Origin of the sequence: Salinimicrobium sediminilitoris (assembly GCF_020866905.1) — a bacterium.
Taxonomy (GTDB): Bacteria; Bacteroidota; Bacteroidia; order Flavobacteriales; family Flavobacteriaceae; genus Salinimicrobium; species Salinimicrobium sediminilitoris.
Genome location: NZ_JAIVCC010000002.1, coordinates 224543 through 236658, shown reverse-complemented (window position 1 = coordinate 236658; position 12116 = coordinate 224543). Strand labels below are relative to the sequence as shown.

The following is a 12116-nucleotide window of genomic DNA, read 5'->3' as shown; positions in this document are numbered from 1 at the left end:
CGGGTTTCAGGTTAAAAAATTTGGACTTAATTCCGCTGCGCGGGTGTAGCGTCTGACCACCCCGTCAGACTATCGTCTGCCACCCCTCCTTGAAAAAAGGAGGGGAGCTGTTGGGTACATTTCGCTTTGCGAAACCTCCACAAGTGGAGGAGTTTCTTTCAAACTGTTTCGCTTGGCGTTCACAACTGCCTGTCGGCAGGGATTGATAGTTGCTAGCCGACTCTTATTTTTACATTTTAAGGACTACTCTAAAACGGGCTTTATTGTTGATCATTTGATCATAAGCTTCGTTAACTTTATCTAATGGATATTCCTCTATCATTGGCACTGTACCTGTAAGGGCGCTGAAATTCAAAGTGTCTTCCGAATCTTTTGCAGTACCGCTGGGCCAGCCGGAAAGGCCTTTACGTCCCATGAGTAACTGCATAGGAGAGACCTGGACCGGTTCTCCTGTTGCTGCAACCATGAGTACTCTTCCATCTATTGTCAAACCACCTATTACCGCCGTGATGGCCTCGCTGACAGGCGCAGTGGCTAAAATTAATCTGGCACCTCCTAATTTTTGCAGGGCTTCGGCAGGATCTTCATTGGCGGTATTAATGAAATGTTTGGCTCCCAGTTCTTTGGCTAATCTTTTTTTACTATCGCTGTGAGAAATTGCAACTGTTCTCATCCCCATTTTTACCGCATATTGAACAGCAAGATGCCCCAGACCTCCAATTCCCTGGACTGCTACCAGGTCACCGGGTTTTATTCCTGAATTTCGAAGGGCATTAAAAACAGTGATTCCCGCGCAGAGCAAAGGAGCGGCTTCTTCAGAAGAAAGTTCTTCAGGAACAGCTGCAATGGCTTCCTGAGGTGCAGTCATATATTCGGCATATCCTCCATCATATGAAATTCCGCTTACTTTGGCATTTTCGCAATTGATGAAATCACCACGCCTGCAGGGATTACATTCAAAGCAATGACCTCCATGCCAACCGACTCCTACCCGCTGACCTTCTTTCCACATATTTACCTGTTCTCCCACCTTTTCCACAATACCTACTACTTCGTGTCCCGGAACTCTGGGGTATTCGATACCAGGGAAGGTACCATCTTTTACAAAAGCATCACTGTGACAAATGCCACAAGCCTCTACTTTTATGAGTACTTCTTTTGCTTTTGGAGTTGGTTTTTCAAGATCAACAATTACAAAATCTCCACCTTTCTCCTGGACTTGTGCTGCTTTCATATACTTCTTATGGTTTTGGTTGTTGAAGTTATTGATAAATAGCACGGTAGACCTATAAAGGAGAGTTAAAAGCAGGTAGGAAAGGGAGTACCATTAAGGTGAATACCAGATTTCAAATTCCAAATCCCAAATTCCAATTTCTATAAAAAAAAAGCTAAAGTGTGGTTGGTTGCAACTTGTAGATAGCGGGTCCCAAAGGTCAAAATTTTCAAATAGAAAAGTTTGGACAATTTCCGCTGCGCGGGTCTAGCGCCTGACCACCCCGTCAGGCTCTCGCCTGCCACCCCTCCTTAAAAAAAGGAGGGGAGCTGTTCGAGACATTTCGCTTCGCGGAAAACCTCCTCGAGAGGAGGGAGTTTAGGTTGAAAATTCCGCTTCGCGTCCACTCTCTTCGAGAGGAGTCCAATGTCATTTTCCGCTTCGCGTTCAACCTGCCTTTGGCAGGAAATTTCATTTAAAGATGAAATGTGCAGCCGTTAGGGGAAGTCGTTTACGACTTCCAAGTGTTCCTCTCCTTTTTTTAAGGAGGGGTGCCCGCAGGGTGGGGTGGTTCTAGCAGTCACTCAAACTCACTCTAACCGCCAGTCCGCCTTCTGAGGTTTCTTTGTATTTTGAGTTCATGTCTTTTGCTGTTTCCCACATTGTTTCGATTACCTTATCAAGTGGAACTTTAGCGTGAATAGAATCGGCGTCCATTGCCATTTCGGCGGCGTTTATTGCCTTGATGGCACCCATGGAGTTTCTTTCGATGCAAGGAATTTGTACGAGACCGGCGATGGGATCGCAGGTGAGGCCGAGGTGGTGCTCCATGGCTATTTCGGCTGCCATCATAACCTGTTCTGGAGTACCGCCCATCACTTCGGTTAAAGCTCCGGCGGCCATGGAGGAAGAAACTCCGATCTCTGCCTGGCAACCACCCATAGCGGCCGAAATAGTAGCTCCTTTTTTGAACAAGCTGCCAATTTCACCTGCTACTAAAAGGAACTGCTTAATCTTTTCAAATCTGGCATCGTGATTTTCTATTGTAAGGTAGTACATGAGAACTGCGGGGATAACTCCGGCGCTTCCATTTGTGGGGGCTGTTACGACACGACCTAAAGAAGCATTCACTTCATTCACACCTAAAGCAAAGCAGCTTACCCATTTTAAAATCGAGCGGAACTTTACTTCAGTTTTACGAATGGCTTCGATCCATTCTTCGGGTGAATCGTAATTAAGATCTCCAATAAGCTTCTTGTGAGAATCTGGAGCCCTTCGGCGTACGTTCAAACCACCGGGTAGAGTTCCTTCGGTATGACAACCTAAATACATTGATTCAAGCATCACGTCCCACACAGCCTTTAACCCGGCATCTATTTCAGCTTCAGTTCGCAGTGACTTTTCGTTCTCGTAGACTATTTCAGAAATCTTTTTATTCTCCTGTTTACAAAAAGCGGCCAGGTCTGTTCCTTTTACAATGGGAAAAGGAAAGTGTTTAAATTTCTGAAGTTGTTTTTTGGCGTTCTTACGTTCTTCCTTAACTACAAATCCGCCGCCAATAGAGTAAAAGGTGGAGGATGTTGTTTTGCCGGAAGAAAGCAGCGCAGTAAATTTCATTCCGTTGGGATGGAAAGGCAGGAATTTTTTATTGAAGACGATATCGTTTTCGAGATCGAAGTCAATGCTGCGCTCCCCGTTAAGGTTAAGCCGGCCAAAGGTTTTAATATTATTGATCTCGGGATCAATGTTTTCAACTGGGACAGTAACAGGATCGTATCCTAACAGGCCTAATACCGAAGCCAGGTCTGTAGCGTGTCCTTTTCCGGTAAGGGAAAGAGAACCGTACAGATTGATGGTCACCTTTTCGACCAGATCAAATCTTCCAGCTTCTTTCAATTCCACTATCCATCTTTCGCCGGCCCTCCATGGGCCCAGGGTGTGGGAGCTGGAAGGACCAACTCCTATTTTAAGCATGTCAAAAACGCTGATACTTTCCATTCTCAAACTTTAGCCGGCAAAGGTAATAATCCCTTCAGGAAAAATAGAATAAATCTCATTGACAAAAAAGGTAGGGAAATTCATAGTTTAGGTGTCAAAAATGACATCCTGTCATATAATTTCTGCTGGCATAAAGATTGACTTTAAGAGGTTGTTGAAAAAATTCAGAAATAATAAATAACAACCTATAGAATTATGAGTAAAATAATTGGAATCGACTTAGGTACTACCAACTCTTGTGTTGCCGTAATGGAAGGTAACGAGCCAACGGTAATTCCTAATGCCGAAGGAAAAAGAACTACTCCTTCTGTTATCGCTTTTGTTGAAGGAGGCGAAATAAAAGTAGGGGATCCTGCAAAACGTCAGGCTGTAACAAACCCAACAAAAACTATTTCCTCTATCAAGAGGTTTATGGGGAACAAATATTCCGAAGTTTCTAAAGAAGCAGGAAGAGTTCCTTATAAAGTAGTAAAAGGGGACAACGATACTCCACGTGTGGAGATCGACGGAAGAAAATATACTCCGCAGGAACTTTCTGCGATGGTGCTTCAAAAAATGAAGAAAACTGCCGAAGATTATCTTGGACAGGATGTGACCGAAGCGGTAATTACCGTACCTGCATACTTTAATGACTCTCAGCGTCAGGCTACAAAAGAAGCCGGTGAGATCGCAGGTCTTAAAGTGAGAAGGATCATTAACGAACCAACTGCAGCTGCATTGGCTTATGGACTTGATAAAAAATCTCAGGACCAGAAGATCGCAGTTTATGACCTTGGTGGTGGTACATTTGATATCTCTATCCTTGAATTAGGGGATGGAGTATTTGAAGTACTTTCTACAAATGGTGATACGCACCTTGGTGGTGACGACTTTGATGAGGTGATCATCGACTGGCTTGCAGATACATTTCAGAAAGCCGAAGATATCGACCTTAGAAAAGACCCAATGGCACTTCAGCGTTTGAAAGAAGCTGCTGAAAAAGCTAAAATTGAGCTTTCCTCTTCTTCTCAAACAGAGATTAACCTGCCATATGTTACCGCTACTTCAAGTGGACCAAAGCACTTGGTTGAGACTTTGACGAGATCAAAATTTGAACAATTAGCCGATACTTTGGTGAAGCGTTCTATGGATCCTGTGCAAAAAGCACTTAGCGATGCCGGACTTTCAAAAAGTGATATTGACGAGGTGATCCTTGTTGGTGGATCTACCCGTATCCCTAAGATCCAGGAAGAAGTTGAGAAGTTCTTCGGAAAGAAACCATCAAAAGGAGTGAATCCTGATGAAGTTGTGGCAATTGGTGCTGCGATCCAGGGTGGTGTACTTACAGGAGATGTAAAAGATGTATTGCTTCTTGACGTAACTCCGCTATCTCTTGGTATTGAAACTATGGGTGGTGTGATGACCAAGTTAATTGAGTCTAACACAACCATTCCAACCAAGAAATCCCAGGTATTCTCTACCGCGGCCGATAATCAGCCATCTGTTGAGATCCACGTATTACAGGGAGAGCGTCCAATGGCAGCCGACAATAAGACAATTGGTAGATTCCACCTTGATGGGATTCCACCGGCGCCAAGAGGAACACCTCAAATTGAAGTAACTTTTGACATTGATGCCAACGGTATCATCAAAGTAAGCGCTACAGATAAAGCTACTGGTAAATCTCAGGATATTAGAATCGAGGCTTCTTCTGGTCTTACTGAAGAAGAGATCCAAAAGATGAAGCAGGAAGCTGAAGCGAATGCTGAAACTGATAAACAAGCCAAAGAAAAAGTAGATAAGCTTAACGAAGCTGATGCCATGATCTTCCAGACTGAAAAGCAGCTGAAAGAATTTGGAGATAAACTTTCTGACGATAAGAAGAAGCCGATCGAAGACGCTTTGGAAGAATTGAAGAAAGCTTACGAGACAAAAGAAGTAGATACAATTCAGCCTGCATTAGATAAGATCAATGAGGCATGGAAAGTAGCTTCTGAAGAAATGTACAAAGCACAAGCCGAGCAAGGTGGACAGCCAGGTGGGCCACAAGGTGGACCTGGAGCTCAAAACGGTCAACAGGCCGGAGGGCAACAAGCCGGAGGTGACTCCAAGCAAGGTGACGATGTAGAAGACGTTGACTTCGAAGAAGTGAAGTAACCCCTCCTAACCTCCCCTTATCAAGGGGAGGAACTTTGAGAGAATATAAAGCGCTGCCGATTGGCAGCGCTTTTTTTGTTTCTCAAGTTTTTCCTCCCGTCAAGCTGTCCAGACGCTTCGGGAGTTTCAGCTTCTGTTTGATCCTGAAATGATTTCAAGATGACGCTTCATCTTGTTATTAAAAATATTCCTCGGATTATTCCCCTCCTGCGGAGGAGTGGCCGAAGGTCGGGGTGGGGAAGGGAGAACTTGGAACGGATTGCAAATCCGCGCCAACTTTTACTTCTAAAATTATTGCTTGGTACACACAGACCTCTCGACTCTCTGCCTGCCAGCAGGCAGGCGCTCGAGGAGACATAGCCGTATTCTATATAGATTTGTCAGGCTGAACTTGTTTCAGCTTCTAATAGATTTTAAGGATGTTCAGGATTCATTAATCAAAACTCTATCTCTGATATCTCATAAAATTACTTTGAAAAATGTAACTTAAAAGTTACATTTGTGAAGATGGAAAGAATAAGGAAGGTAATAAGTTATAAAAATTATTTTCAGGATTTTTTAGTTGGACAGCCCAAAAAGGTTCAGGATAAAATCTTTAAAATAATAGAAGTAATTGAAACTTTTGAAAGAATTCCATCACATTATCTAAAAGCTTTAAAAGGAACTAAAGGATTTTATGAAGCTAGAATTATGTTAGGCTCAGATATCTGGAGAGTTTTTTGCTTTTTCGATAAAGGAAGGTTAGTAATTCTATTGAATGGTTTTACTAAAAAATCTGAGAAAACCCCGAAAAAGGAAATTGATAAAGCCTTAAAGTTGATGGAATCATATTACCGGGAGAAAAACAATAAATGATGGAAACAAAAGACTGGAAGACAATAAAGGATGAAGTTTACGGAGAGAAAGGAACTTCAAGACGAGATGAACTGGATCGGGATTTCGAGTCATTTAAAATTGGACTCATGCTAAGAAAAGCTAGAGAAGAAAAAAATCTGACTCAGGACCAATTAGCAGAGAAAATTGACAAAAAACGAACTTACATTTCCCGGGTAGAAAATAATGGAAGTAACCTCACATTGAAAACCCTGTACGACATCGTCGAAAAAGGTCTTGGGGGAAAAGTGAAAATTTCCATAGAAATGGAAAAATAGAAAGAGATCCTGAAACAAGTTCAGGATGACACAGCAGAACATGTCTTGGCTCTTGGCTCTTGATTCTTATAGCGCAGCGGTCTTCTAAACTATTCCCCCACAAGCTTTAAAATGACCTCTTTATTCACCTCATGTCCGCCATCAAAAGGAATAAACTTCAGGTTCTTTGGGAATAGCTCGCGTATTCTCTTTTCTTCCGACTCCAGAAACTCCTTATTCACAAATGGATCTTCAGTCCCGTAGACGAAGGAGATCTCTGTACCTTCCAAAAAGGCAAAATCCTCTGGCTTTAATTCCTTCGGAATTCTTCCGGAGTTTAGAATGAGTTGTGACGGGCTGATCTTTCTTCTCGCCATCCACCGGGTTACGACAGAGACGCCCTGGGAATATCCAAAAAGTACAAGGTTTTTGGCCCTTTTTAGACCTTCATTTTCATAGACCTCATCGAGGTATGCCAGCACATTCTCAATTTCCATCTCAGTATTCTCACGTGTAGCCCAGGAAGCTCCAACATGCTCATATTTGCCATTGAGGTAGTACTTGGAAGGCGCCTGTGGTGCAATGATATAATTCTTTTCCTGGTTGAAGTGCCTAAAGTACTTCAGGAAATAACGGCTCAGGTAATCAATGCCGTGGAAAACCACCCACACATTTTCAGTTTTGTCGGTAAGTTGATTTAATGTGCTATAGGTATTGGTAGAGCGATAAGAAACTTGCTTTTCATCCATATTATCTGACGGTTTTGTACTTTTACAAAGAAACCAATCTATTTGCTATGACCAAAGAGGAAACTCACGCGCTGTTGAAAAAGATATGCAAAAATACCCTCATGGAAACTCTTGACATCGAGGTTTCTGAAGTAGGGGAAGATTATCTCATCGCCAAAATGCCCGTGACTCCAAAGGTCCATCAGCCAGATGGCGTGCTGCACGGAGGCGCGACCGTCGCTCTGGCCGAGACTGTAGGTAGCATGGCCAGCTTCGTTTTTTTAAATACCGATGATTATTACGTGCGCGGAATCGAAATTTCTGCCAATCATATAAAAAGCATTTCTGAAGGTTTTGTTTACGCCAAAGCCACTTATCTTCATAAAGGTCGTACCACGCAACTTTGGAGCATCAGGATTACAGATGAAGCCGAAAATCTGATTTCTATAGTAAAATTGACCACTATTACCCTTCCGAAAAAGAAAGACAATGCCTGAAGCTGAATTTTTTAATCGGCTGGAGATGCAATATGCTTCAGGTTTGCCTTTTGTAGCGTACCGGAAGCCAATTCTGAACGGAAGTTCCGGAGAAGTGAAGGCTTTCCTGCAGCAGGATGATCAGCTTAATAACACTGAAGATTTTACCGAAAGCGGGTTTGTTTTTGCCCCTTTTGACACCTCAGAAAAAACGATTCTTTTTCCTGAGAATGCTTCGGAAAAACACATATTTGAACAGGTAGTTCCTGAAGAAGTTTCGGCTCCCGTGGCCTCTCAAAAAGGGAGAATTTCGGAAGAAAAAATGTCGGCTCACGTGCAGCTGGTAGCAAAAGCCGTTGCAGCTTTGAAAGCAGGAGAAATGGAAAAGGTTGTGCTTTCCCGAAAGGAAGAGGTGGAATTGGATAACCCGAATCCGCTGAAGCTGTTTAAAGAGCTATTGAAAGCTTATCCAACAGCTTTTGTGTATTGCTGGTTTCATCCAAAAGTCGGCTGCTGGCTGGGCGCGACACCCGAAACTTTGCTGAAGGTAACAGGCACCCGTTTTAAAACCATGGCCCTTGCCGGTACTCAAAAATATTCCGGAACCATGGAGGTGGAATGGGGCGATAAAGAAAAGCAGGAACAGCAATTTGTTACTGATTCAATAGTAGACAACCTTAAATCTTCAGGTGTGGAAGATCTGGAAATATCAGCTCCTTATACTGCAAAGGCAGGGAATCTACTACATATTAGATCTGATATATCTGGCAAAATTCCAAATTCCAAACTCCAAATTTCAGAAAATTCCGGTACAGACGTTCCGCGGAACGTCTCTGCCATTTGGCTCAATATCATCTCGGCCCTACATCCAACACCGGCTGTATGTGGCCTGCCAAAGGAAAAGGCTAAAGCCTTTATTCTTGAAGAAGAAAATTACAATAGGGAATTCTACACCGGATTTCTGGGGGAATTGAATCTTCAGAAAAATGTACAGCGAAGCAGGACAAGAAGAAATGTGGAGAACCTGGCTTATCGTGCAGTAAAAAAAGAAACCGATCTTTATGTGAATCTGCGCTGTATGAAAATTGAAAATGGCAAGGCAGTACTTTTTGTGGGTGGTGGGATCACCAAAGATTCCGTGCCCGAAGATGAGTGGCAGGAAACCGTGAATAAGTCCGAAACGATGAAGAAAGTGCTGTTGAAGTAAATAAAAGTTTTACCATGCCTAACAGCCCCGAAGCTTCGGGACTGTTAGGTCTCCAAAAAGATAAATTTTGAAACATCCAAAAATACCAGTTGCCCGTTCTATAGTTGCACTTTGTGAAGCTAAGGGAATACATCACGTAGTGATCTCTCCCGGCTCCCGAAATGCGCCATTAACTACCGGGTTTGCATATCATCCCAATATTAAAACTTACAGTGTTGTAGATGAGCGATGTGCGGCTTTTGTTGCAATAGGAATGGCGCAACAGCTTCAAAAACCTGTGGCTGTGGTCTGCACCTCGGGCTCTGCATTGCTTAACTATTATCCGGCGGTAGCAGAGGCTTATTACAGCGACATTCCCCTGGTAGTGATCTCTGCCGATAGGCCTGTAGAACGTATCGATATTGGTGACGGCCAAACCATTCGCCAAAAGAACATTTTTGAGAACCATATATTGTACTCGGCCAATCTTCATTCAGAATTAGTCCTGGAAAATGAAGCCAAAGATAAAAAACTTCAGCAGAAACAGTTCGAAAGTAGAAAGCACAATGAGCGGGAGATCAATCTGGCGCTGAATAAAGCTATTGAAGAAAAAGGTCCGGTGCATATCAATGTTCCTTTTTATGAGCCGCTGTACGGTACCGTTGAAGATGTGGAGGTAAATCCGATCCAGATCCTGCCGGAAATTATCGAAAGGACCTATTCCAAAAATCAGCTACAGGCTTATGCTGATCTCTGGAATAAGGCTGCAAGGAAAATGGTAATTGTTGGAGTGTCTTCTCCAAACGCTGTGGAGCAGGAATTCCTTGACCGGCTGGCAAATGATCCTTCGGTCATTGTTTTTACCGAAACCACTTCTAATGTGCAACAGGAGAAATTCTTTACCCGGATTGATACCATAATTGGGCCTATTGAAAAAGACGATAATAAAGAGCAACTGTTTGATAACCTGCAACCGGAGATCCTTCTGACTTTCGGCGGAATGATTGTTTCGAAAAAGATAAAAGCTTTTCTACGCAACTATCAGCCGAAACAACACTGGCACGTGGATCCAAAAAAGGCATATAACACCTTCTTTTGCCTGAACAAGCATTTCGAGACTTCAATAAATTCCTTCTTTAAACAATTTTTTCCGCTTAGCGAGATTTCAGAAAGCAATTACGCAGAATACTGGCAGGAGGTAAGAGGCAGGAGGAAAGAAAAGCATGAGGACTACATGGGAAGGATCCCATATTCAGATCTAAAAGCTATGCAACAGGTGATTCCCTCTGTACCCGAAAATTACATCGTGCAACTTGCGAATAGTTCTACAATCCGGTACGCGCAACTTTTCAGGTGGAAAGAGAGTTTGAAGATTTATTGTAACCGCGGTACCAGCGGGATTGATGGCAGTATCTCAACTTCGGTAGGAGCTGCAATGATTTCAGAAAAACCAGTTTTGATGATCACCGGCGATCTCAGCTTTTTTTATGATAGCAATGGGCTCTGGAACAATTACATTCCGAAGAACTTCAGGATCATCATTTTAAATAACCGGGGAGGAGGGATCTTCAGGATATTACCGGGTGATAAAAATTCTGAAACTTTTGATACTTATTTTGAGACCGTGCACGACCTGACAGCAAAACCTGTTTGCGATCTACATGGATTTCAATATGCTTCAGCAAAAACTTCAGAAGAAATAGAACAGCAGTTAAATGGCTTTTTTGACATCTCAGAAAACCCGAGAGTTCTGGAGATCTTCACTCCGAGAAAAGTGAATGACGAGGTGTTGCTGGAATATTTCAGCTTCGTAAAATAGCCGTTTATTATAAGTAACTTTGCCAAAAATATTTTTATGCTTGCCATTGGAGAATACCATACATTAAAGATCGATCGCGACACAGAGCCAGGATTGTTTTTAAAAGACGATGATGGCAATGAAGTTTTGTTGCCAAATAAATACAAACCGGAAACATTTGAGATAGGGGATGAGCTTGAAGTCTTTGTTTATCTTGACCACGAAGAGCGGCCTGTTGCTACTTCTCTTAAGCCTTTCGTGAAGCTGGATGAATTTGGTTACCTGAAATGTGCAGAGGTGAGCGAGATAGGAGTTTTTATGGACTGGGGGCTGGAAAAACACCTTTTTGTGCCTTTCAAGGAACAGGCAATGAAAATGCGGGAAGGAGAACGTTATCTTATCTTCTGTTATCTTGATGAACTTACTGGCAGGCTGGTGGGTTCTAATAAAGTAGACGCATTTTTGGATAATTCCCAGCTAACAGTTGAGGCTTTTGAAGAAGTTGACCTCATAGTAGCCAATCCCACAGAATTGGGATGGAATGTTATTGTAAATGAGATCCATAAAGGGTTATTATACAAGGATGATGTTTTTCAAAAACTTCATGTTGGTGACAGGTTAAAAGGTTACGTCAGGAAGACAAGACCAGACGGAAAGATCGATATTACTCTGCAGCGTCCGGGATTTCGTAGCATAGAACCTAATGCGCAGGAGCTTCTTAGCTTGTTAGAGGTAAAAGGCGGCTTCCTTGCACTTACCGATAAATCTTCACCTAAAGAGATCGAGAGAGAGGTGCAAATGAGCAAGAAAAGCTTTAAACGTGCCCTTGGAAATCTTTATAAGCAACGAAAGGTTGATATTAAAGACAACGGAATCTACCTTAAATAGGGGGTGTAATTAATTCCTGGAGAACTATATCTTCTTCTTGAGAAAGGGGTATAACCCTGGCGGAAAATAGGAGACTGCATTTCTTCATATGCCGGAATCTTTTTCTTACCGGTATAGATATCGAAGTTTGAACTGCGGTCGTGAATTCTTATATCATTGGTCACTTCAATAAGTGACTTTTCCCCGGTGCTAAGGCCGGGCATGGGTGATTCCATTTCAACTATGCCTTTTTCTTTTTCAAAGCGCTGCTGCTCCATCATAGCGATTAGATTCACCTGTCTCTTTTCATCTTTTTTATCAAAGTTGACCTCCATAAGAGTGAATTTTGATTCAGAAAATTCACGTACAGGCATGGAAAGACTGGGACGTACTTCCCGGGCGCCAATATATATACTCTCTGAGGTATCAAATTCCTGTGAATACCCGCTGATGGTTAATAAGAAGCCTGTCAGTAGGAGGAGTTTTTTCATTTGATTTGCTGTTTGGAAACTTAGAATCAAAAACTGTACAATTTTTAATATACTTAAGCTGAAAGATAAGATTTTTAAAAGCTTTACAGCTAT

At 42.5% G+C, this 12116-nt stretch carries 11 protein-coding genes; 7 read left to right on the top strand and 4 right to left on the bottom strand.

Translation table 11 applies throughout. From position 1 onward, the window contains the following. Positions 1 to 229: 229 nt before the first annotated feature. Positions 230 to 1234 carry an alcohol dehydrogenase gene (locus LA313_RS02820; RefSeq protein ID WP_228913096.1) on the bottom strand — a complete coding sequence of 335 codons (1005 nt, stop codon included), beginning with the start codon at positions 1232 to 1234 and terminating at the stop codon, positions 230 to 232. A 552-nt stretch (positions 1235 to 1786) separates the two neighbouring features. Continuing rightward, positions 1787 to 3211: an L-serine ammonia-lyase gene (locus LA313_RS02815; RefSeq protein WP_228913095.1), complete on the bottom strand. Its 1425-nt coding sequence runs from the start codon at positions 3209 to 3211 to the stop codon at positions 1787 to 1789. 195 nt (positions 3212 to 3406) lie between these two features. Between LA313_RS02815 and dnaK the strand changes: the two genes are divergently transcribed. The 3 genes from dnaK to LA313_RS02800 all read left to right on the top strand — a co-directional run bounded on the left by dnaK (position 3407) and on the right by LA313_RS02800 (position 6498). Further along, positions 3407 to 5347, top strand: coding sequence for a molecular chaperone DnaK (gene dnaK, locus LA313_RS02810; RefSeq protein ID WP_228913094.1), 1941 nt, complete (start codon positions 3407 to 3409; stop codon positions 5345 to 5347). A gap of 507 nt (positions 5348 to 5854) precedes the next feature. Then, entirely contained in the window at positions 5855 to 6202 is a 348-nt protein-coding gene (locus LA313_RS02805) for a type II toxin-antitoxin system RelE/ParE family toxin (RefSeq protein WP_228913577.1), read from the top strand. Further along, the gene (locus tag LA313_RS02800) at positions 6202 to 6498 is read left to right on the top strand and encodes a helix-turn-helix domain-containing protein (RefSeq protein ID WP_333473546.1); all 297 of its coding nucleotides are present in this window, start codon (positions 6202 to 6204) and stop codon (positions 6496 to 6498) included. Before LA313_RS02805 ends, LA313_RS02800 begins: the two co-directional genes overlap by 1 nt. Positions 6499 to 6587: 89 nt before the next feature. Here the strand turns inward: LA313_RS02800 and LA313_RS02795 are convergent, their stop codons facing one another. Further along, complete coding sequence (locus LA313_RS02795; RefSeq protein WP_228913092.1) at positions 6588 to 7226, bottom strand: alpha/beta hydrolase; 639 nt, start codon at positions 7224 to 7226, stop codon at positions 6588 to 6590. A gap of 47 nt (positions 7227 to 7273) precedes the next feature. Between LA313_RS02795 and LA313_RS02790 the strand changes: the two genes are divergently transcribed. The 4 genes from LA313_RS02790 to LA313_RS02775 all read left to right on the top strand — a co-directional run bounded on the left by LA313_RS02790 (position 7274) and on the right by LA313_RS02775 (position 11553). After that, complete coding sequence (locus LA313_RS02790; protein ID WP_228913091.1) at positions 7274 to 7702, top strand: PaaI family thioesterase; 429 nt, start codon at positions 7274 to 7276, stop codon at positions 7700 to 7702. Then, positions 7695 to 8888 carry a chorismate-binding protein gene (locus tag LA313_RS02785; protein WP_228913090.1) on the top strand — a complete coding sequence of 398 codons (1194 nt, stop codon included), beginning with the start codon at positions 7695 to 7697 and terminating at the stop codon, positions 8886 to 8888. The genes LA313_RS02790 and LA313_RS02785 overlap by 8 nt, the downstream gene beginning before the upstream one ends. A gap of 67 nt (positions 8889 to 8955) precedes the next feature. Next, positions 8956 to 10686, top strand: coding sequence for a 2-succinyl-5-enolpyruvyl-6-hydroxy-3-cyclohexene-1-carboxylic-acid synthase (menD, locus tag LA313_RS02780; RefSeq protein ID WP_228913089.1), 1731 nt, complete (start codon positions 8956 to 8958; stop codon positions 10684 to 10686). A 36-nt stretch (positions 10687 to 10722) separates the two neighbouring features. Next, positions 10723 to 11553: a CvfB family protein gene (locus LA313_RS02775; protein ID WP_228913088.1), complete on the top strand. Its 831-nt coding sequence runs from the start codon at positions 10723 to 10725 to the stop codon at positions 11551 to 11553. On the opposite strand, the gene LA313_RS02770 is transcribed toward LA313_RS02775, so the two are convergent. Further along, a complete protein-coding gene (locus tag LA313_RS02770; RefSeq protein ID WP_228913087.1) occupies positions 11541 to 12023 on the bottom strand; it encodes a hypothetical protein in 483 nt (160 codons plus the stop codon). The two genes, LA313_RS02775 and LA313_RS02770, sit on opposite strands and share 13 nt — an antisense overlap. Between the last annotated feature and the right edge of the window lie 93 nt (positions 12024 to 12116).